Raw genomic sequence first — 22,011 nt, 5'->3', positions numbered from 1 at the left:
TCACACCCCGCCGACAACGTTGTCGTGCAGCGGGATCATCGCTTCCCGCGCCCAGCGCGCGCTGATGCGTTGCCCGGTCTGATGTTGCGCGCTGACGTCCAGCCACTGCACGTTGGCCTGGCTGATGTTCAGGGTCTGGCCGTTTTCCAGTTTCACTTCATAGCGGGTGGCGCTGCCCTGGTACTGAATGTCATGGAGCAAGCCGCTGACTTCGATTTCATGGCTGGCCAGCGGCCCTTCGGCGAAACGCACGTGTTCCGGGCGAATCGAAAACGGCTGTGGATTGCCGCTCAATTGTTTCGCCAGATCGCCGCGAATCACGTTGGAGGTGCCGACGAATTCCGCCACAAAGGTTGTAGCCGGTTTCATGTACAGGTTGCGCGGGGTGTCGACCTGCTCGATGCGCCCCTTGTTGAACACCGCCACACGATCCGACATCGACAGCGCTTCGGTCTGGTCGTGGGTGACGAAGATGAAGGTGATGCCGAGCTGGCGTTGCAGCTTCTTCAGCTCGCCCTGCATTTGCTCGCGCAGTTTTAAATCGAGAGCGCCCAACGGTTCATCGAGCAGCAGCACGCGCGGGCGATTGACCAGGGCGCGGGCCAGGGCCACACGCTGGCGCTGGCCACCGGACAGTTGCACCGGTTTACGCTCGCCGTAGCCGCCGAGGGCGACCATGTCGAGAGCTTCTTCGGCACGTTTCTGGCGTTCGGACTTGCCGACGCCTTTGACCTTCAAACCGTAGGCGACGTTGTCGAGTACGTTCATGTGCGGGAACAGTGCGTAATCCTGGAACACGGTGTTCACGTCACGCTGATACGGCGGCAGCCCGGCGGCCTCGAAGCCGTGAATACGGATAGAGCCAGCGCTCGGTTGTTCGAAACCGGCGATCAGGCGCAGACAGGTGGTTTTGCCCGAACCGGAAGGGCCCAGCATGGAAAAGAACTCGCCGTCCTGGATATCGATGGAAACCCGGTCAACGGCCTTCACTTCGCCGAACTGACGGGAAACGTTGGTGAACTGGACTGCAAGCGTCATGGTACGGTGCTCCAAAAAGGCGAGGGTTCTCACAGCGGCCCTGCCTGGACTTCTGAAAAATCTGAATCGTTGCGGCGTACTCGGTCGGCTTTTAGCTCCCTCTCCCTCCGGGAGAGGGCGGGGGGTGAGGGTCGCTGTGTCGGCCATTCCCAAGAATCGAGGCGGAGTCAAAGGCCACCCCTCACCCCAGCCCTCTCCCCACGGGGGAGAGGGGGAAAGGGAGCCGATCGAGTTGTTCCTGAGCGTTATCTGCCGCCCATAATCGCGATGTAATCTTGGGTCCAGCGGCTGTAAGGCACGAACTTGCCGCCTTCGGCCTGTGGGGTTTTCCAGAAGGCCAGGTTGTCGAATTGATCGTAACCGTTGGTTTTGCAACCCTCGGCGCCTAGCAATTCGCTCTCTTTGCACCCTGCCGGAACCGACGGCAGCGAACCGAACCATGCCGCCAGGTCACCCTGGACTTTCGGTTGCAGCGACCAGTCCATCCACTTGTAAGCGCAATTGGGGTGCTTGGCTTCCGCGTGGAGCATGGTGGTGTCGGCCCAACCCGTTGCACCTTCTTTTGGAATGACCGAGGCAACCGGCTGCTTGTCCGCCACCAGCCCGTTGACCATGTAGCCCCAAGTGCTGGACGCCGCGACGCCTTCGTTTTTGACGTCACTCATCTGGACCGTTGCGTCATGCCAGTAGCGGTGGATCAAGGGCTGTTGCTTACGAAGTAGATCCAGCGCGGCTTTGTATTGCGCTTCGTTGAGCTGGTACGGGTCTTTGATGCCCAGTTCCGGCTGTTTCGATTTGAGATAAAGCGCCGCATCGGCGATATAGATCGGGCCGTCATAGGCCTGGACCCGGCCCTTGTTGGACTTGCCGTCCGGCAGGGTTTGCTCTTCGAACACCACACTCCAGCTGTCCGGGGCTGTTTTGAAGATATTGGTGTTGTACATCAACACGTTCGGGCCCCATTGGTACGGGGTGCCATAGGTTTGTTTATTGACGACGTACCACTGGCCATCCTTGAGACGAGGGTCAATGTTCTTCCAGTTCGGGATCAACGCCGTGTTGATCGGCTGCACACGCTTGCCGACGATCAGTCGCAGGGAGGCGTCGCCGGACGCGGTCACCAGGTCGTAACCACCCTTGGCCATCAGGCTGACCATTTCATCGGAAGTGGCGGCGGTTTTCACATTGACCTTGCAGCCGGTTTCCTTCTCGAAACCGGTCACCCAGTCGTAGGCCTTGTCGCTTTCGCCACGTTCGATGTAGCCAGGCCAGGCCACAATATCCAGTTGACCTTCGCCGGCACCGACGGTTTTCAGCGGTTCGGCGGCCTGGATACTGGCACTGGCCAGCAGCGCTGTGGTGATTGCACTGAGCAGTGTGGTCTTGTGCACGAACATGGGGTTTCCCTCTTCTTTAATTATGGTCGGGGCAGTTTTGAACGTGGTGAAGCCAATGCCTTTACGGCTAATTGTTAGCGTAGTGCGCTTTTACAAATGCTGTCCGTGGCGGGCCATGATGTGCCGCACCACGCTGTAGTCCTGAAGCGAATCGCTGGACAAGTCTTTGCCGTAGCCCGAACGCTTCAGGCCACCGTGGGGCATTTCGCTGACCAGCATGAAATGGCTGTTGATCCAGGTGCAGCCGTACTGCAAGCGCGCCGCGACCTGCATCGCCTTGTCCAGGTTCTGGGTCCAGACCGACGAAGCGAGGCCGTATTCCGAGTCGTTGGCCCAGTCCACGGCTTGTTCGAGCTGATCGAAACGGGTCACGGTGACCACTGGCCCGAACACTTCGCGCTGGACGATTTCATCGCTCTGCTTGCAACCGGCCAGCAACGTTGGCTGGTAATAGAAGCCGGCACCGGAATGCACCGCCGCGCCGGTCACCCGCTCAATATGCGGCTGGCCAAGGGCGCGCTCGACGAAACTGGCCACGCGGTCGCGTTGGCGGGTGCTGATCAGCGGGCCGATCTCGTTGTCGGCGTCGCGCTTGCCGGCAAAGCGCAGGCTGCTGACCGCGGCACCGAGTTCGGCCACCAAGCGATCATGAATCCCGGCTTGTGCATAAATTCGGCAGGCGGCGGTGCAATCCTGGCCGGCGTTGTAATAGCCGTAAGTACGCACGCCATCGACGACCGCCTGAATATCCGCATCGTTGCAGACAATCACCGGCGCTTTGCCGCCAAGTTCGAGGTGAGTGCGCTTCAGCGTTTTCGCTGCGGCCTGAAGGATTTTTTGCCCGGTGACGATATCGCCGGTCAACGAAACCATCCGCACTTTAGGATGACTGACCAAATGGCTACCGACGCCTTCACCGCCACCGCAAATGATGTTGATCACACCGCGCGGCAGGATCTCGGCTAGCGCTGGCGCCAGGGCCAGAATCGACAGCGGCGTGTGTTCGGACGGTTTGAACACCAGCGTGTTGCCGGCGGCCAGGGCCGGGGCGATTTTCCACGCGGCCATCATGATCGGGTAGTTCCACGGCGCAATCGACGCCACCACGCCAATCGGATCGCGGCGGACCATGCTGGTGTAACCCGGCAGGTATTCGCCGCTGAGCTGGCCGGTCTGGCAGCGCACGGCGCCGGCGAAAAAACGGAACACATCGACCGTGGCGCTCAAGTCATCCTGACGGGCCAGGTGCAACGGCTTGCCACAGTTCAAGGATTCGAGACGGGCGAGGAGGTCGGCTTGTTTTTCGATGGCGTTGGCGATGTCCAGCAGCAGGTTCGAGCGTTGTTGTGGCGTGGTCCGCGACCAACTGGCAAAGGCGCGGTGAGCGGCGAGAATGGCGGCTTCGACTTGCTCGGTGCTGGCTTCGGCGATGTGGGTCAGCACTTCACCGGTGGCCGGGTTGAGGATCGGTTCAACAAAGCCCTGGCCCGCGACCAATTCGCCATCGATCAACAACGCGGTGAACAACGGGGTCTGCGCGCCAGCCATTTTTCGGGTTCTCTTTTCTTGTGTGGCCATGTTGCTCCCTGTGACTGGGGCGCGGCCGTCTTATAGATGTACCAAGACTAGGCGCCGCACCCGAGGTCGACAAATTCTAAATACTGAAGGTGGCGTTCGATTAAATAGATGGCTTGCGCCCGCCGTGGGGTTGCTCGCGGGCGACGGTCAGGAACGGGTCCACCAACGCCGGGCGGGCCGTGCCGCGACGCCAGGCCAGGCCGACGTCGAGGGTTTGGCTAAGGTCGGCAATCGGGCGCGCTTCGATGATGTCGCCCTCCAGTGACCACGGGCGGTAAGTCATGTCTGGCTGGATCGACACGCCCAAACCTGCGGCAACGAGGCTTCGCACAGCTTCGGTCGAGGCCGTTCTTAAGGTGATGCGTGGTTGTAGGGAGGCCGCTGTCCACATGCGTTGGGCGTTGCGGTCCATTTCATCGACGTTCAGCTGAATCAACGGCTCACGGGCCACGTCGGCGAGGTTGATGCTGTCGTGTTCCAGCAGCGGATGCTGCGCCGGCAGCCATAACCGATGGGGCGAGTGGGTTAGCACTTCGGTCTGCAAGGCGTGGCGGTCTTCGAGGTTGGAGAGAATCAGCACGCCGACATCGATCTCGCCGCTGACCAGCAAATGCTCGATGTATGGCCGCTCGTCTTCCATCACGCGGATCTCGACATTGGGATAGGCACGCTGAAAACGGGTGAGCAAATCTGCGAGGTAATAACCGGCCACCAAGCTGGTCACGCCGATGATCAACTGCCCGGCGACTTGATCGGTGCTCTGTTGCAGGCTGCGTTTGGCGTTGTCCACCGTCGCCAGAATCAGGTGCGCCTGGCGCAGGAATTGGTGGCCCTGGTGGGTCAGCGTCATGCCCTTGGCGTGACGGTTGAACAGGCCGACGCCGATTTCCTGCTCCAGTTGCTGGATGGCCAGGGTCAAGGTGGACTGAGAAATGAACGCGGTTTGTGCCGCGGCGGAGATTGAGCCGGTCTCGGCCACGGCAATGAAATGACGGATCTGACGCAAGGTCATCATGGGAAAGTACCCGGTGGGCGGTTTTTATAGATTTGCTTGAGTGTATATCGATTTATCTGAAGGGCCTTGGTCAGCTGAACAGCGCTACGCAACATCTCGAAGCACTCTCGCCCCCGGATGCCGGGCACTTTCGATCTAGGCTGGTGGCCTTATTGATCCGGTTAACCCCTTTTTCGGAGGCGGCAAAATGAACACGCGTGGATTGCTCGATCAGCTACTCAAGTCCGGTCAGGACATGTTGCAGAACAAGACCGGTGGCTCACAAAACAAGACCTCTGGCGGTGGCTTGGGCGGATTGCTCGGCGGCAGCGGTGGCTCGGGCGGCCTCGGCAGTTTGCTTTCGGGCGCAGGCGGCGGGGCGTTGGCAGCGGGTGCCATGGGTTTGCTGCTGGGCAGCAAGAAAGGGCGCAGTGTCGGCGGTAAGGTCCTGACTTACGGCGGCCTCGCCGCGTTGGGCGTGATTGCCTACAAGGCGTATGGCAACTGGCAGGCCCAGCAGGGCACTGCGCCGAAGACCGAACCGCAAACGCTTGATCGTTTGCCGGCGGAGCAAGTCGAGCAGCACAGCCAGGCGATTCTCAAAGCGTTAGTGGCCGCCGCTAAAGCTGATGGCCATGTCGATGAGCGCGAACGTGCGCTGATCGAAGGTGAATTCACCAAGCTCGATAACGATCAGGAATTGCAGCACTGGCTACACGCCGAACTCAACAAACCGCTGGACCCGGCTGACGTTGCCCGTGCCGCCAGCACGCCGGAAATGGCTGCGGAGATGTACATCGCCAGTGTGATGTTGGTGGATGAAGAGAGCTTCATGGAGAAGTCCTACCTGGATGAGCTGGCGCGTCAGCTGAAGCTTGAGCCGGGGTTGAAGGCTGAGCTGGAGAAACAGGTGCGTCAGGCTTCTATCTAAGCGTGGTTTAAAAAAAGCGCGTTCCGAGAGGGCTCTGGGTAACCTCGATCCACCGGAGTAGGTGTTCAGTCAGTTAAACCGCGTCATCGTTCTTCGCGAGCAGGCTCGCTCCCACATAGATCGTGTCCGTTTGGACAACTCGGTCGAGTGTGGGAGCGAGCCTGCTCGCGATGGCATTTTCAGCAGCGCCACAGATTTTATTGTCATTCCACGACCCGTTTCTTCCGATTCACCCCTGGCAACAGTCTTATAAATGAAACACAGCCCTCAGCTATACTCCGCAACATTTCAACCGCACCCGAGGACTGACTGTGAAGAACTGGACGTTGCGCCAACGCATCTTGGCGAGCTTTGCGGTGATTATCGCCATCATGTTGCTGATGGTCGTCGTCTCGTATTCGCGGCTGTTGAACATCGAAACCAGTGAAGCCAGCGTTCGTGAAGACGCGCTTCCTGGGTTGTATTACAGCTCGATGGTTCGCAGCGCCTGGGTCGATACTTATGTTCGGACCCAGGAAATGCTGGGCTCCAAGGCGGGGCAGGGCTTCAGCGCGGAAGAGGCCGAAAGCTTCAAGAACTTCGAGGTGCGTCTGCAAGAGCAGATGAGGAACTACCAAGGCACGGTCACCACGGATGAAGACAAGGTCGAGTACGCCGTTTTTGAAAAACTCCATGAGAATTACAACCAGGTCCTGGCTGCCGTGGTCGATTTGCATAAGCGCAACCAGGAAGCCGAAGCCATCAAGATGTTTCACGAGCAACTGACCCCGGCCTGGACCGCGGGTCGAGTGAAGCTCAATGACATCATCCGCGAAAATAAAACGCTGGCCGACAAGGAGATCGCGAACATCGATGACGCCGTGGACACCGCGAAAACCATCATGGGCATTTCCCTGCTGGTCGCGGTCCTGGCCGCCGGCCTCTGCGGCCTGCTGCTGATGCGCGCGATCATGGCGCCGATGAACCGTATCGTCGAAATTCTCGACGTCATGCGCACCGGTGATCTCAGCAACCGCCTGAACCTTGCGCGCAAGGACGAATTCGGCGCCGTGGAAACCGGCTTCAACGACATGATGGCCGAGCTGACGTCCCTGGTGTCCCAGGCCCAGCGCTCGTCGGTGCAGGTCACCACCTCGGTGACCGAGATCGCCGCGACCTCCAAGCAACAACAAGCGACCGCTACCGAAACCGCCGCCACCACCACCGAAATTGGCGCGACGTCCCGTGAGATTGCGGCCACTTCGCGAGATCTGGTGCGCACCATGACTGAAGTCTCCACCGCCGCCGATCAGGCCTCGGTGCTCGCCGGGTCCGGGCAGCAAGGGCTGGCGCGGATGGAAGAGACCATGCACTCGGTGATGGGCGCGGCCGATCTGGTCAACGCCAAACTGGCGATCCTCAATGAGAAGGCCGGCAACATCAACCAGGTGGTGGTGACCATCGTCAAGGTCGCCGACCAGACCAATCTGTTATCCCTCAACGCCGCCATCGAGGCCGAAAAGGCCGGTGAATACGGCCGCGGCTTTGCCGTGGTCGCCACCGAAGTGCGGCGTCTGGCGGACCAGACCGCCGTTGCCACGTACGACATCGAGCAGATGGTGCGCGAGATCCAGTCGGCGGTGTCGGCCGGGGTCATGGGCATGGACAAGTTCTCCGAAGAAGTACGCCGCGGCATGTCCGAGGTGCAGCAGGTCGGCGAGCAGCTGTCGCAGATCATCCATCAGGTTCAGGCGCTGGCGCCGCGGGTGTTGATGGTCAACGAAGGCATGCAGGCTCAGGCCACGGGGGCCGAACAGATCAACCACGCGCTGGTGCAGTTGGGCGATGCCAGCAGCCAGACCGTCGAGTCCCTGCGCCAGGCCAGTTTCGCCATCGACGAACTGAGCCAGGTGGCCGTGGGGCTGCGGGGCGGCGTCTCGCGATTCAAAGTCTGATGAGTGAACCCACGGCCAAACGCATCGCTGTGAAGCCGGCGCTGCAATCATTGTTTCTAGTGTTCCGCATCGGCAACGAGCGCTATGCCTTGCAGGCCATCGAGGTGGCGGAAGTGCTGCCGCGTCTGCCGTTGAAGCCGATTCCCCGCGCGCCGGACTGGGTCGCCGGGGTGTTCGCCTACCGCGGCGCGGTGGTGCCGGTGATCGACCTCAGTGCGCTGACGTTTGGCCAACCGGCCCAGGCCCGCACCAGCACGCGCCTGGTCCTGGTCAATTACCGCCCGGATGAAACCGCTGAGGCGCAATTGCTCGGGCTGACTCTGGAACAGGCCACCGATACCTTGCGCTGCAACCCGGCGGATTTTCAGCCCTATGGCCTGGACAATCGCCAGGCGCCGTACCTCGGGCCGGTGCGCGAAGATGCCCAGGGTTTGCTGCAATGGGTGCGGGTCGCCGACTTACTCGATGATCAGGTTCGCGCGCTGCTGTTTCCGTCGCCGCCGCGGGACCTGGCGCTGTTTGAGGAGCGGCCATGAGCAGCGATCAGCGGTTTTTCGACTTCCTCAAAGAGCGCATCGGTCTCGACGTGACGTCGGTGGGCTCGGCGATCATCGAGCGTGCGGTGCGTCAACGCAGCACGGCGTCCAAGGCGCTGACGGCCGATGAGTACTGGCACACCTTGCAGGGTTCCCGAGACGAGCAGCAGGCGCTGATCGAAGCGGTGATTGTCCCCGAGACCTGGTTTTTCCGTTACCCGGAATCCTTCGCCACCCTGGCGAAACTGGCCGCCAAACGCTTGGCCGACATCAACAATATGCGCGCGCTGCGGATTCTCAGCCTGCCGTGTTCCACCGGTGAAGAACCGTATTCCATCGCCATGGCATTGCTCGATGCCGGGTTACAGCCGCACCAGTTCAAGGTCGAAGGCATGGACGTCAGCCCGTTGTCGGTGGAAAAAGCCCGGCGTGCGCTGTACGGCAAGAATTCGTTCCGTGGCCAGGACATCGACTTTCGCGACCGGCATTTCACCGTCGAAGATGAGGGCTATCGCCTCAGCGGGCGAGTGCTTGAACAAGTGCGTTTGCAGGTCGGCAATATGCTGGATCCGACGTTACTGGCCAACGAGCCGCCTTATGACTTTGTGTTTTGCCGCAACCTGCTGATCTATTTCGATCTACCGACCCAGCAGCAAGTGTTCGAAGTGCTCAAGCGCCTGACCCATGTGGAGGGCGTGCTGTTTATCGGCCCGGCCGAGGGCAGTTTGCTCGGCCGTTTCGGCATGCGTTCGATCGGCATTCCGCAATCCTTTGCGTTCAGTCGTCAAAGCGCACCAGAGCCTGCGCCCGTTGCGACGTTCGTTCCGACGCCTCTGCCCGTGCGCCAACCGGTGCGCAGCGTGACCCCGCCGCCCGTTCGCAGCCGGCCCTTCGCAACGGTGGCGCCGCTACCGGTCGTGACAAAAGTCGCCAACCCGGACGCCGCCGCCCTGCTGGCGAACATCGCCGCGCTGGCCAACGAAGGCAAAAGCGCCGAGGCCCGCGCCGCGTGCGATAGCTATTTGCGCAGTCACGAGCCCGTGGCCCAGGTCTTTTACTGGCTGGGCTTGCTCAGCGATGTCGCCGGCAGAGTCCTGGAGGCTCAGGGTTTTTATCGCAAGGCCTTGTACCTCGAACCGCAACATCCCGACGCGTTGATGCACCTGGCGGCGTTGCTGCAATCCTTGGGCGACACGGCGGGAGCCAGACGATTGCAGGACCGCGCCGCCCGCAGCGAGCGCGCCGCTGACAGTGAGCGTAAACGATGAACGCCGCCGACACCTTTAGCCTCACCCATGAAGATGCCCAGGCCATCGACGACTGCTGGAACCGCATCGGTATCCACGGCGACAAGTCCTGCCCGCTGCTGAGCGATCACATTCACTGCCGCAATTGCGCGGTGTATTCAGCCGCCGCGACGCGCTTGCTTGACCGCTACGCGCTGCAGCAGGAAGACCGCGGGCAAGTCTCCACGGCGGTCGAGAGCGACGTAAAAACCCGCTCGCTGTTGATGTTTCGCCTCGGTGAAGAATGGCTGGGCCTGGCCACTCGCAGTCTGGTGGAGGTGGCGCCGCTGCAAGCGATTCATTCCTTGCCGCACCAACGCTCCCGGGCCTTGCTCGGTGTGGCGAATGTGCGCGGCGCGTTGGTGGCGTGCCTGTCGCTGGTGGAGCTGCTGGGGCTCGACGGCGCCAGCAGCGTGGCGTCCGGTGCGCGGGTCATGCCGCGGATGCTGATCATCGCCGCCCACGGTGGGCCGGTGGTGGTGCCGGTGGATGAAGTGGACGGGATTCACGCCATCGACGAACGCATCCTCGAGGCGGCGTCCCGCTCCGGCACGCAGGCCAGCGCCAAATACACCCGTGGCGTGTTGCAATTCAAAGGTCGCAGCCTGCGTTGGCTGGATGAAGAACAGCTGTTGTTCGCCGTGACCCGGAGCCTCACATGACCCCCGAGCAAATGCGCGACGCCTCTTTGCTGGAACTGTTCAGTCTGGAAGCCGAGGCCCAGACCTTGGTGCTAAGCGCCGGCCTGCTGGCGCTCGAGCGCGATCCGACCCAGGCCGATTACCTCGAATCGTGCATGCGCGCGGCCCACTCGCTCAAGGGCGCGGCGCGGATTGTCGGGGTCGATGCCGGGGTCAGCGTCGCCCATGTGATGGAAGATTACCTGGTCAGCGCCCAGGAAGGGCGCCTGTACCTGCGGCCCGAATACATTGATGCACTGTTGCAAGGCACCGATCTGTTGATGCGAATTGCGACGCCGGGCAACGCTCCGGCGCCTGCGGATATCGAAGCTTACGTCGTCTTGATGGGACGGCTGCTTGAACACATGGCGGCCGCCCCCACCGCGCCGCCGATGGCAGAACTTCAGCTGGAACCGCCGACGCCCAAGGTTGAGCCGCCCATGCCGGCCGCCACCGAAGCCCCCCCGGCAGCGCCCGCCGAGCCATCGCCCAAGACTAAACGCACCACCGAAAATGGCGAGCGCGTATTACGCGTCACGGCCGAACGCTTGAACAGCCTGCTCGATCTGTCGAGCAAATCCCTGGTGGAAACCCTGCGGCTCAAACCGCACCTGGCCAGCCTGCAACGTCTCAAGCGCATGCAGAACAACGGCCTGCGGGCACTGGAAAACCTCAATGTCCACCTCAAGGAACATGCCTTGAGTCTGGAAGCACAAGAAGCCCTTGATGACGCTCGTCGGCTACTGGCTGAGTCTCAGCAATTGCTGGTGGAAAAGAACGCCGAACTGGATGAGTTCGCCTGGCAGGCCAGTCAACGGGCGCAAGTGTTGTACGACACCGCGCTGGCCTGCCGCATGCGGCCATTTGCCGATGTGTTGACCGGGCAAGAGCGCATGGTCCGCGACCTCGGCCGCAACCTTGGCAAACAGGTGCGACTGGAGATCGAGGGCGAGAAAACCCAGGTCGATCGTGACGTGCTGGAGAAGCTTGAAGCGCCGCTGACTCACCTGCTGCGCAATGCCGTGGATCACGGCATCGAATCCCCGGAGCAACGGCTATTGGCGGGAAAACCCGCTGAAGGCCTGATCCGGTTGCGCGCGTCCCATCAGGCCGGTCTGTTGGTGCTGGAGCTGAGCGATGACGGCAATGGCGTCGATCTGGAAAAGGTCCGCCGCAGCATCATCGAACGCCAATTGTCCCCCGCCGAAACCGCCGCGCAGTTGAGTGAAGAGGAACTGCTGACGTTCCTGTTCCTGCCGGGTTTCAGCCTGCGCGACACGGTCACCGAAGTCTCCGGGCGCGGCGTCGGTCTGGATGCGGTTCAACACATGGTTCGCCAGTTGCGCGGCGCGGTCGTGCTGGAGCAGGCGGCGGGCGAGGGCAGTCGCTTCCATCTCGAAGTGCCGCTGACCCTGTCGGTGGTGCGCAGTCTGGTGGTGGAAGTCGGTGACGAGGCGTATGCCTTCCCGCTGGCCCACATCGAACGGATGTGCGATCTGGAGCCGGCGGACATCGTTCAGGTCGAAGGCCGCCAGCACTTCTGGCACGAAGGCCGGCATGTCGGGCTGGTCGCGGCCAGTCAACTATTGCAGCGTCCGGCGAGCCAGAACAGTCAGCAAACGCTCAATGTGGTGGTGATTCGCGAGCGCGAGGCGATTTACGGCGTGGCGGTCGAGCGCTTTATCGGCGAGCGGACGTTGGTCGTTTTGCCGCTGGACGAGCGTCTGGGCAAGGTGCAGGACATTTCCGCCGGGGCCCTGCTCGACGACGGTTCGGTGGTGTTGATCGTCGACGTCGAAGACATGCTGCGTTCGGTGGACAAACTGCTCAATACCGGGCGTCTTGAGCGCATTGCCCGTCAGGGCAACCAAGCGGTTGAAGCCGCTCGAAAACGGATTCTGGTGGTCGACGATTCGCTGACTGTGCGTGAGCTGCAACGCAAGTTGTTACTCAATCGCGGCTACGACGTGGCGGTGGCGGTGGACGGTATGGACGGCTGGAACGCCTTGCGTTCGGAGGATTTCGATCTGCTGATCACCGACATTGATATGCCGCGCATGGATGGCATCGAACTGGTGTCTTTATTGCGCCGGGACAATCGCCTGCAATCCCTTCCAGTTATGGTGGTGTCTTACAAGGATCGTGAAGAGGACCGTCGTCGTGGACTGGACGCTGGAGCGGACTATTATCTAGCCAAAGCCAGTTTTCATGACGACGCCCTGCTTGACGCGGTGGTTGAGCTCATTGGAGGAGCGCGTGCATGAAAATCGCAATCGTCAACGACATGCCCATGGCGGTGGAGGCCCTGCGCCGCGCCCTGGCGTTCGATCCGGCGCACGAGGTGGTCTGGGTCGCCAGTAATGGGGCCGAGGCGGTGCAGCGTTGCGCTGAATACACGCCGGATCTGATCCTGATGGACCTGATCATGCCGGTGATGGATGGCGTGGAGGCAACCCGGCGGATCATGGCCGATACGCCGTGTGCGATCGTTATCGTCACGGTCGACCGCCAGCAGAACGTGCATCGGGTGTTCGAGGCCATGGGCCACGGAGCGCTGGATGTGGTCGATACGCCGGCCATCGGTGCCGGCAATGCTCAAGAGGCAGCGGCGCCCTTGCTGCGCAAGATTCTGAACATTGGCTGGTTGATTGGTGACAAGAGCAATCGGGAGCGATCGGCACCGAGCCCGCTGCGCAGTTCGGCTTCGCGCCAGCGCCTGATCGCCATTGGCTCATCCGCCGGTGGGCCGGCCGCGCTGGAAGTATTACTCAAGGGGTTGCCGCGAGATTTTTCGGCCGCCATCGTGCTGGTGCAGCATGTTGACCAGGTGTTCGCCGCCGGCATGGCCGAATGGCTCAGCAGCGCCAGCGGCCTGAACGTGCGCCTGGCCCAGGAAGGCGAGCCTCCGCAGGCCGGCACGGTGTTGCTGGCGGGTACCAATCACCATATTCGCTTGTTGAAAAACGGTACGCTGGCCTACACCGCCGAACCGGTCAACGAGATCTACCGGCCCTCGATCGATGTGTTCTTCGAGAGCGTGGCCAATTACTGGAACGGCGATGCCGTGGGGGTTTTGCTCACCGGCATGGGACGCGATGGCGCACAGGGGCTTAAACTCATGCGCCAACAGGGCTACCTGACCATCGCTCAGGATCAGAACAGCAGTGCGGTGTACGGAATGCCGAAGGCGGCAGCGGCCATCGACGCGGCGGTGGAAATTCGCCCACTGGAAAAGATAGCGCCACGATTGCTGGAGATTTTCCCCAAATGAAGGCTTTTCACAGCAATCTGGCCCAAGTAGTACTCAGGTGACTGCCCATGAATGATTTACAGCTCGACGACTTCAAAACCGACGAAAACGCCGCGATGGTGTTGTTGGTGGACGATCAGGCGATGATCGGCGAGGCGGTGCGCCGCGGGTTGTCGAACGAAGACAACATCGACTTCCACTTCTGCGCCGACCCGCACCAGGCCATCGCCCAGGCGATCCGTATCAAGCCGACGGTGATCCTCCAGGACCTGGTGATGCCCGGTCTCGACGGTTTGACGCTGGTGCGCGAGTACCGCAACCATCCGGCGACCAGGGACATCCCGATCATTGTCCTGTCGACCAAGGAAGACCCGCTCATCAAGAGCGCGGCGTTTGCGGCCGGGGCCAATGATTACCTGGTCAAGTTGCCGGACAACATCGAACTGGTGGCGCGTATCCGCTATCACTCGCGTTCCTACATGACGTTGCTGCAGCGTGACGCCGCTTACCGCGCGTTGCGGGTCAGCCAGCAGCAGTTGCTCGACACCAACCTGGTGCTGCAACGCTTGATGAACTCCGACGGCCTGACCGGGCTGTCGAACCGCCGGCATTTCGACGAATACCTGGAGCTTGAGTGGCGCCGTTCGCTGCGTGACCAGAGTCAACTGTCGCTGCTGATGATCGATGTCGACTACTTCAAGTCCTACAACGACAGCTTCGGCCACCTTGAAGGCGATGAAGCCTTGCGCAAAGTGGCCACGGCGATTCGTGACGCCAGCGCCCGGCCTTCGGACCTGCCGGCCCGTTATGGCGGCGAAGAATTCGTCCTGGTGCTGCCCAATACTTCGCCGGGCGGCGCGCGACTGGTGGCGGAAAAACTCCGCCAGACCGTGGCGGCGCTGAAGATCCCGCACGTTTTTCCGGCCGAAGGTTCAAGCCTGACCATCAGCATCGGCCTGTCGACCATGACCCCGCAACCGGGCGGCGATTGCCGTCAATTGATCTCGGCGGCGGACAAGGGGCTGTATCTGGCGAAGAACAATGGGCGTAATCAGGTTGGGATTGAGTAACCCGCCGAAACACGATGCATTGTTGTAGCAGCTGCCGAGCCTGCGAGGCTGCGTTCGAGGACGAAGTCCTCGCCAACCCTGTACACGCGGTTTGTCTGAATGACTGCGTTGTCCGGTTTTACGACTGCTTCGCAGCCGAACGCAGCCTCGCGGGCTCGGCAGCTGCTACAAGTGTTCGCCGTTTAGCGAAATCCATTCGCCGCTAAAGCCGCCAGGCGGGCTGCCGTGACAGCCTGATTACGTTATACTCGCCGGCTTTCAAAAGTTCGCCAACGAGTGCTGCCCGCCATGGAAATCAACCCGATCCTTAACAGTATCAAGGACCTGTCCGAGCGCTCCGAAACTATTCGGGGGTATCTTTGACTACGATCAAAAGCATGAGCGTCTGACTGAAGTCAATCGCGAGCTTGAAGATCCGAATGTCTGGAACAACCCGACGTACGCTCAGGAACTGGGCCGCGAGCGGTCCCTGCTGGCTCAGATCGTCGAAACCCTCGACGAAATGCACACAGGCCTGGCCGACGCCAAAGACCTGCTGCTGATGTCCGCCGAAGAAGAAGACCAGGCCGCCGTCGATGACGTCGCTGCCGAAGTCGAGCGTCTGCGCGAGTCCCTGGAAAAACTCGAATTCCGTCGCATGTTCAGCGGTGAGATGGACGCCAACAACGCCTACCTGGATATTCAGGCCGGCTCCGGCGGTACCGAGGCTCAGGACTGGGCCAACATCCTGCTGCGCATGTACCTGCGCTGGGCTGACAAACGCGGTTTCGACGCGACCATCATGGAACTGTCGGCCGGTGAAGTCGCCGGTATCAAGGGCGCCACAATCCATATCAAGGGTGAATACGCCTTTGGCTGGTTACGTACCGAAATCGGTGTGCACCGTCTGGTGCGCAAGAGCCCGTACGACTCCGGTAATCGCCGTCACACCTCGTTCTCGGCCGTGTTCGTGTCGCCGGAAATCGATGACAACATCGAAATCGACATCAACCCGTCGGACCTGCGCATCGACACCTACCGCTCCTCCGGTGCCGGTGGTCAGCACGTAAACACCACCGACTCGGCCGTCCGTATTACGCACGTACCGACCAACACCGTGGTCAGCTGCCAGAACGAACGCTCCCAGCACGCCAACAAAGACACCGCGATGAAAATGTTGCGGGCGCGCTTGTACGAGCAGGAAGTGCAGAAACGCAACGCCGCCTCCCAGGCTCTGGAAGACACCAAGTCGGACATCGGCTGGGGTCACCAGATCCGCTCTTACGTGCTCGACCAGTCGCGAATCAAGGATTTGCGTACTAACGTCGAACGCAGTGACTGCGACAAGGTGCTCGACGGCGACATCGACGAATACCTGGTGGCGAGCTTGAAACAAGGGCTCTAAGGCACGCGCTACAGGGGTGTCATGCCCCTGTAGGAGCGAGGCTTGCCCGCGAACCCTGCCGTCAGGCAGGGGCAACGAACCTGTGATGGAATTTTTAAAGACATGAGCGACCTAGAACTCGACCCGCAAGCCCTGCAACAGGAAGAAAACTCCCTGATCGCCCTGCGCAAGGAAAAGCTGGCTGCCGAGCGCGCCAAGGGCAATGCCTTCCCGAACGACTTCCGCCGCGACAACTACTGCGAAGACTTGCAGAAACAGTACGCGGACAAGACCAAGGAAGAGCTGGCAGAGGCTGCAATCCCGGTCAAGGTTGCCGGTCGTCTCATGCTCAACCGTGGCTCGTTCATGGTGATCCAGGACATGTCCGGGCGCATCCAGGTTTACGTCAACCGTAAAACCCTGTCCGAAGAAACCCTGGCCGCGGTGAAAACCTGGGACCTGGGCGACATCATTGCCGCCGAAGGCACCCTGGCGCGTTCCGGCAAGGGCGACCTGTACGTCGAAATGACCAGCGTACGCCTGCTGACCAAATCCCTGCGCCCGCTGCCGGACAAGCACCACGGCCTGACCGACACCGAATCCCGTTATCGTCAGCGTTACGTTGACCTGATCGTCAACGAAGACGTGCGCCAGACTTTCCGCGTTCGTTCGCAAGTCATCGCGCACATCCGCAGCTTCCTGATGAAACGAGACTTCCTGGAAGTCGAAACACCGATGCTGCAAACCATTCCAGGCGGTGCAGCGGCCAAGCCGTTCGAAACACACCACAACGCCCTGGACATGGACATGTACCTGCGCATCGCGCCGGAGCTGTACCTCAAGCGTCTGGTGGTCGGTGGTTTTGAAAAGGTGTTCGAGATCAACCGCAACTTCCGTAACGAAGGCGTTTCGACTCGTCACAACCCTGAATTCACCATGTTGGAGTTCTACCAGGCTTACGCCGACTACGAAGACAACATGGACCTGACCGAAGAACTGTTCCGCGAGCTGGCTCAGCTGGTTCTGGGCAGCACCGACGTGCCTTACGGCGACAAAGTGTTCCACTTCGGCGAACCGTTCGTGCGTCTGTCGGTGTTCGACTCGATCCTCAAGTACAACCCTGAGCTGACCGCTGACGACCTGACCGACATCGACAAGGCCCGCGCCATCGCCAAGAAGGCCGGCGCCAAGGTGCTGGGCTTCGAAGGTCTGGGCAAATTGCAGGTGATGATTTTCGAAGAGCTGGTAGAGCATAAGCTGGAGCAGCCGCACTTCATCACTCAATACCCGTTCGAAGTGTCGCCGCTGGCCCGTCGTAACGACGACAACCCGAACGTCACCGACCGTTTCGAACTATTCATCGGTGGCCGCGAAATCGCCAACGCCTACTCCGAGTTGAACGACGCGGAAGACCAGGCCGAGCGCTTCATGGCTCAGGTGGCCGACAAGGATGCCGGTGACGACGAAGCCATGCACTACGACGCCGACTTCGTTCGCGCGCTGGAGTACGGCATGCCGCCAACCGCCGGTGAAGGTATCGGCATCGACCGTCTGGTGATGCTGCTGACCAACTCCCCGTCGATCCGCGACGTGATCCTGTTCCCGCACATGCGGCCGCAAGCGTAAGTGTTTCAATAAAAAAGCCGCCTAAAACAGGCGGCTTTTTATTGCCTGTCTGGTACAAACGTATCAATTGGTTACTTTTGAAGTAAGAGAGGAATACCTGTCGTGAACCGTGCAATTGCTCAAGAGGGTGCAGCGGACGTCGCCACTGCGGTCGCTGAAAGTGTTCAGTACCAGGGCCGCAAGGCCAGCCGACAGGGCAGTGAGCAGCGTCGACAGGACATTCTCGATGCGGCGATGCGCATTGTCGTGCGCGATGGCGTGCGGGCCGTGCGTCACCGCGCGGTGGCCGCCGAGGCCGGTGTGCCGCTGTCGGCCACCACTTACTATTTCAAGGACATCGATGACCTGCTCACCGATACCTTTGCCCAATACGTGGAACGCAGCGCGGCGTTCATGGCCAAGCTGTGGGCCAACAACGAAGGCCTGCTGCGCGAAATGGTGGCTTATGGCGATGGCAGCCCCGAGTCCCGTTCACAGCTGGCTGACGATATCGCACGCCTGACCGCCGATTATGTGCAGCGCCAATTGCACAACCGTCGCGAACACTTGATGGCCGAGCAGGCGTTCCGTCAGGAGGCCCTGTTGAACCCGCGCCTGGCGATGTTGGTGCGCTCGCATCAGCAAATTCTTCTGCAAGGCACCTGCCATTTTTTTGAGGTGTTGGGTTCCCGCGAGCCACAACAGGATGCCAAAGTGTTGACGGCGATTATCGGACGGATGGAATATCAGGGCCTGCTCAACAACGCCGAGCCTGTCGCCGAAGCCGAAATGCTCGGCATCTTGACCCGCTACATGCATTTGGTCTTGGCGTCGGTGTAACCCTCAGGAGTATACGTTGAACCCCTGTGGGAGCGAGCCTGCTCGCGAATACGGTCTGACATTCAACATCTCTGTTGCCTGACACTCCGCCATCGCGAGCAGGCTCGCTCCCACAGGGGGCGGTGTTCACTTGAGGTCCGCGTGTGTTCATAGGGAGTGTTGAATGAAAGCCTGGCGTGTCGTTGTGATCGCCTTGTCGTTCCTGCTGCTCAGTGGCTGTCTGGTGACCTTCAAGGAGCCGTTGCCCTCGAGCGAGCCCGTGCCTAAAGGGTTGCTCGGCAAATGGACCAGCACCAATGCCTGGGGCGAACCGCTGAATCTGGAACTGACACGCCTGGGCGACAATCACTATCAGGCGGTCAGCTACTTCAAGGCTAAACCCAAGGAGCGTGAAGCCTATCCCTTCACGGTGACCCGCCATGGCAGTCGCTGGTACCTGTCGGCGAAGGTGCCGGCGCAGTTCGGTGGGCACTTCACTCTCTTCGGTTTTGAACTGACCGATAAACATGAACTGGTGGTCTACAACCTCGACCTCGAGCAGATCAACCAGGCCCTGAGCCAAAAAGTCCTCAACGGCGAAGGCTTTCAGACCGACGACGGCGACGGCGTGTTGATCAACAACAGCCTGGACCAGGTCTTCGCCTACCTCGACGACCCGGCCAATTCCGATGTGTTCGTCGAAGCGGTGCGCTATCAGCGCCTGGCCAAAACCAAATAAACCCAGCATGTAACGGTTTTTCTACAGGAGTTTCGGGTGGACGATTACCAGCAGTCGATACGCATTTTGTCCGATCGCATTGTGCTGGCGCAGACGCCGATTCGCGTCCTCGATGCGGTGAAGTGGGACGACAACATCCGCAAGGGTTTCCTCAAGGCCAAGGGCAAGGAAATGCCAGCGGTGGACCGCGATTACTACCTGAACCGGCCGCTGGCGTTCGACTCCAGCAAGGTGAAGCTGGAATTCCAGAACATCGAGCGCGACATCACCCGTCAGCTCGGACAGTTCAACCCGGTTGGCCAGATCATGCGCCGCATGTGCAAGGAATACCGCATGGTGGTGCGCATGCTCGAAGCGCGCGGCACCGAGGATTTCGGGCTGATTTCACAGGAACTTTACGGTGCTGCTTCCGACGCGTTCCACGCCGGCGATCCGACCCTTTCCGACCTGGGCCTGATGCTCTCCGATTACCTGAACAATATCGATGGCCGTGGCGATCTGAAGGACGAACCGAAAATCCTCACCGCCAAAGAAGCCGTCAGCCTGCTGCAACACCGGTTGAACAAGGTGTTTGGCGAGGCCGAAGAAACCATTCGGGTGTTCGAGTCCGACGGGATCGTCGCCGATGCGGCGGCCGGTGCCGACTACATCAAGATCCGCGCCGACGCGATGTTCAACGACCGTGACGTGCGCGCCCTGGAAGTCCACGAAGGGCTGGTGCATGTGGGGACCACGCTCAATGGTCTGAACCAGCCGATCTGCACCTTCCTCTCCAAAGGCCCGCCGTCGTCGACGGTCACTCAGGAAGGCCTGGCGATCCTGATGGAAATCATCACTTTCGCCTCGTACCCGAGTCGCCTGCGCAAACTGACCAACCGCACCCGCGCCATTCACATGGTGGAAGAGGGCGCGGACTTCCTGCAGATCTTTGAATTCTTCCGCGAGCAAGGTTTTGAAATGGCGGAAAGCTACGGCAACGCCAGTCGGGTTTTCCGTGGCTCGGTGCCGACAGGTCTGCCATTTACCAAAGACTTGTCCTACCTCAAGGGCTTTATCATGGTTTACAACTACATTCAGTTGGCCGTGCGTAAAGGCAAGCTTGAGCAGATACCGCTGCTGTTCTGCGGCAAGACCACGCTGGAAGACATGCGGACCTTGCGCCAGTTGGTGGATGAAGGGCTGGTGGTGCCACCGAAGTATTTGCCGGATCAGTTCCGTGACCTGAACGCGCTGTCGGCGTGGATGTGCTTCTCCAACTTCCTCAATCACTTGAGCCTGGATCGGATCGAAGCGGATTACTCCAATATCCTTTAGGTCCAGTGAGATTCATTGTGGGAGCGAGCCTGCTCGCGAATGCGGTTTAACATTCAGCACTCCTGTTGGCTGACACACCGCTTTCGCGAGCAGGCTCGCTCCCACAATTGATGCGTATTCCAGCCATTACTTTCACGAGGTTTCATCGGATGAGAATCCTCGGTTTCTTCTGCCTTCTCCTGACCTTGAGCGGTTGCAGTTCCCTGCTGTTCTACCCCGAGCCCGGCCAGTTATTCACCCCTGAAAAAGCACATCTTGAATACCGCGACGTCACCCTGACCACCGCCGATGGCCTCAAACTGCACGGCTGGTGGTTGCCGGCCAAACAAGGTGTCGAGGTCAAAGGCACGGTGCTGCATCTGCACGGTAACGGCGGCAATCTGCCCATGCATCTTGGGGGGAGCTGGTGGTTGCCCAAAGAAGGGTATCAAGTGCTGCTGCTGGACTATCGCGGCTACGGTCTGTCCGAGGGTGAGCCGACGCTGCCGGAGATCTATCAGGACATCGACGCCGCGTTCAAATGGCTCGATCAGGCGCCGGAGGTCAAGGGCAAGCCGCTGATCCTCCTGGGCCAAAGCCTCGGTGGTTCGATGGCCGTGCACTATCTGGTTCAGCACCCTGAACGTCAAAAACAACTCAAGGCCTTCGTCCTCGACGGCGTGCCCGCCAGCTACCGCAGTATCGGTCAATTTGCCCTGAGCCAGTCCTGGATGACCTGGCTGTTTCAGGTGCCGCTGTCCTGGCTGGTGCCGGACGGCGACAGCGCGATCCATTCCATGGCGCAGCTGGGCGACGTACCGAAACTGATCTACCACAGCATCGACGATCCGATCGTGCCCCTTTCCAACGGCATCCGTCTGTATCAAGCTGCGCCGCCGCCGCGGGTGCTGCAACTGACCCGTGGCGGTCATGTGCAGACGTTCGCCGACCCGGTCTGGCGCAAAGTCATGCTGCGTTTTCTCGACGACCCGCAGCATTTCAACGGTTTGCGCCGACTGGGTGAAGTCCCGAATTACCCGGCGCCGAAAAATTCTGAAGATGAACCACCAGAGAGTCCGCAATGAGTGAAGAACGTAACGCCATCCCGCTGATCATCACCGGTATCTGCAGCATCCTCGGCACTGTCGGAGCCCTGTGGTTCTACGGCTACCTGCACTTCGCCAAACCCGAAGATGCGCTGCTGCTCAGTGACTTCACCATGCTCAAGACTGTGCCGGGCGAAGACTACAAAGTCTCCCTGGAGCCGGCCCCGCAAGTCGCGCAGTGCATCGATGGCGTGCTGGTGATGTTCGACACCGAACAGAAAGGCCTGAGCGGCGTATTGGTCAACAACAAGAAAAAAGCCGTGCGCTGCATGGGCGAAGAAACCCCGCAGAAGCTTGAGCAGTAACCCGATCCCGCGCTTACCAACGATCCACTGTGGGAGCGAGCCCTGTGGCGAGGGGATTTATCCCCGTTCGGCTGCGAAGCAGTCGTA

The 22,011-nt window shown here is 60.5% G+C and carries 19 protein-coding genes; 15 read left to right on the top strand and 4 right to left on the bottom strand.

Annotation, left to right across the window (positions count from 1 at the left end):
- From ACYZTW_RS27450 to ACYZTW_RS27435, 4 genes are all read right to left on the bottom strand, one after another.
- The gene (locus ACYZTW_RS27450) at window positions 1-1,038 is read right to left on the bottom strand and encodes an ABC transporter ATP-binding protein (protein ID WP_462002570.1); all 1,038 of its coding nucleotides are present in this window, start codon (window positions 1,036-1,038) and stop codon (window positions 1-3) included.
- Between the two features lie 245 nt (window positions 1,039-1,283).
- Window positions 1,284-2,435: a putative ABC transporter substrate-binding protein YdcS gene (ydcS, locus tag ACYZTW_RS27445; RefSeq protein WP_462002569.1), complete on the bottom strand. Its 1,152-nt coding sequence runs from the start codon at window positions 2,433-2,435 to the stop codon at window positions 1,284-1,286.
- A gap of 90 nt (window positions 2,436-2,525) precedes the next feature.
- Window positions 2,526-4,013 (bottom strand): gamma-aminobutyraldehyde dehydrogenase, encoded by a 1,488-nt coding sequence (locus ACYZTW_RS27440; RefSeq protein WP_462002568.1) that lies wholly within the window; start codon window positions 4,011-4,013, stop codon window positions 2,526-2,528.
- A 100-nt stretch (window positions 4,014-4,113) separates the two neighbouring features.
- On the bottom strand, window positions 4,114-5,028 hold the full coding sequence (locus tag ACYZTW_RS27435) for a LysR family transcriptional regulator (protein WP_008151654.1): 915 nt from the start codon (window positions 5,026-5,028) through the stop codon (window positions 4,114-4,116).
- 187 nt (window positions 5,029-5,215) lie between these two features.
- Between ACYZTW_RS27435 and ACYZTW_RS27430 the strand changes: the two genes are divergently transcribed.
- The 15 genes from ACYZTW_RS27430 to ACYZTW_RS27360 all read left to right on the top strand — a co-directional run bounded on the left by ACYZTW_RS27430 (window position 5,216) and on the right by ACYZTW_RS27360 (window position 21,924).
- Window positions 5,216-5,938 carry a tellurite resistance TerB family protein gene (locus tag ACYZTW_RS27430; protein ID WP_462002567.1) on the top strand — a complete coding sequence of 241 codons (723 nt, stop codon included), beginning with the start codon at window positions 5,216-5,218 and terminating at the stop codon, window positions 5,936-5,938.
- Between the two features lie 311 nt (window positions 5,939-6,249).
- Window positions 6,250-7,872, top strand: coding sequence for a methyl-accepting chemotaxis protein (locus tag ACYZTW_RS27425; protein ID WP_462002566.1), 1,623 nt, complete (start codon window positions 6,250-6,252; stop codon window positions 7,870-7,872).
- Entirely contained in the window at window positions 7,872-8,408 is a 537-nt protein-coding gene (locus ACYZTW_RS27420) for a chemotaxis protein CheW (RefSeq protein ID WP_462002565.1), read from the top strand. The genes ACYZTW_RS27425 and ACYZTW_RS27420 overlap by 1 nt, the downstream gene beginning before the upstream one ends.
- Entirely contained in the window at window positions 8,405-9,676 is a 1,272-nt protein-coding gene (locus ACYZTW_RS27415; RefSeq protein ID WP_462002564.1) for a CheR family methyltransferase, read from the top strand. The genes ACYZTW_RS27420 and ACYZTW_RS27415 overlap by 4 nt, the downstream gene beginning before the upstream one ends.
- On the top strand, window positions 9,673-10,356 hold the full coding sequence (locus ACYZTW_RS27410; protein WP_462002563.1) for a chemotaxis protein CheW: 684 nt from the start codon (window positions 9,673-9,675) through the stop codon (window positions 10,354-10,356). Before ACYZTW_RS27415 ends, ACYZTW_RS27410 begins: the two co-directional genes overlap by 4 nt.
- Complete coding sequence (locus ACYZTW_RS27405; RefSeq protein ID WP_462002562.1) at window positions 10,353-12,638, top strand: response regulator; 2,286 nt, start codon at window positions 10,353-10,355, stop codon at window positions 12,636-12,638. Before ACYZTW_RS27410 ends, ACYZTW_RS27405 begins: the two co-directional genes overlap by 4 nt.
- Window positions 12,635-13,645, top strand: coding sequence for a chemotaxis-specific protein-glutamate methyltransferase CheB (cheB, locus tag ACYZTW_RS27400; protein ID WP_462002561.1), 1,011 nt, complete (start codon window positions 12,635-12,637; stop codon window positions 13,643-13,645). Before ACYZTW_RS27405 ends, cheB begins: the two co-directional genes overlap by 4 nt.
- 47 nt (window positions 13,646-13,692) lie before the next feature.
- The gene (locus tag ACYZTW_RS27395; RefSeq protein WP_462002560.1) at window positions 13,693-14,694 is read left to right on the top strand and encodes a diguanylate cyclase domain-containing protein; all 1,002 of its coding nucleotides are present in this window, start codon (window positions 13,693-13,695) and stop codon (window positions 14,692-14,694) included.
- A 288-nt stretch (window positions 14,695-14,982) separates the two neighbouring features.
- Window positions 14,983-16,078, top strand: a protein-coding gene (prfB, locus tag ACYZTW_RS27390) for a peptide chain release factor 2 (protein ID WP_140677704.1) whose coding sequence is annotated in 2 segments (ribosomal slippage) — window positions 14,983-15,054 and window positions 15,056-16,078 — 1,095 coding nt in all. Because the reading frame shifts where the segments join, the coding sequence is not laid out codon by codon here.
- A 102-nt stretch (window positions 16,079-16,180) separates the two neighbouring features.
- Window positions 16,181-17,683, top strand: a complete 1,503-nt coding sequence (gene lysS, locus ACYZTW_RS27385) for a lysine--tRNA ligase (RefSeq protein WP_283183170.1) — start codon at window positions 16,181-16,183, stop codon at window positions 17,681-17,683.
- Window positions 17,684-17,797: 114 nt separating this feature from the next.
- Window positions 17,798-18,502, top strand: a complete 705-nt coding sequence (locus ACYZTW_RS27380) for a TetR/AcrR family transcriptional regulator (RefSeq protein ID WP_462005848.1) — start codon at window positions 17,798-17,800, stop codon at window positions 18,500-18,502.
- Window positions 18,503-18,665: 163 nt separating this feature from the next.
- Window positions 18,666-19,220, top strand: a complete 555-nt coding sequence (locus tag ACYZTW_RS27375; protein ID WP_462002559.1) for a hypothetical protein — start codon at window positions 18,666-18,668, stop codon at window positions 19,218-19,220.
- A gap of 36 nt (window positions 19,221-19,256) precedes the next feature.
- Window positions 19,257-20,534 carry a flavohemoglobin expression-modulating QEGLA motif protein gene (locus ACYZTW_RS27370; protein ID WP_462002558.1) on the top strand — a complete coding sequence of 426 codons (1,278 nt, stop codon included), beginning with the start codon at window positions 19,257-19,259 and terminating at the stop codon, window positions 20,532-20,534.
- A 149-nt stretch (window positions 20,535-20,683) separates the two neighbouring features.
- Complete coding sequence (locus ACYZTW_RS27365; RefSeq protein ID WP_462002557.1) at window positions 20,684-21,598, top strand: alpha/beta hydrolase; 915 nt, start codon at window positions 20,684-20,686, stop codon at window positions 21,596-21,598.
- A complete protein-coding gene (locus ACYZTW_RS27360; protein WP_462002556.1) occupies window positions 21,595-21,924 on the top strand; it encodes a hypothetical protein in 330 nt (109 codons plus the stop codon). The genes ACYZTW_RS27365 and ACYZTW_RS27360 overlap by 4 nt, the downstream gene beginning before the upstream one ends.
- Window positions 21,925-22,011 lie beyond the last annotated feature (87 nt).

This window comes from Pseudomonas sp. LB3P25 (assembly GCF_054897985.1).
The sequence above is the reverse complement of the archived record's forward strand: the minus strand, read 5'-3'. Positions and strand labels throughout refer to the sequence as shown.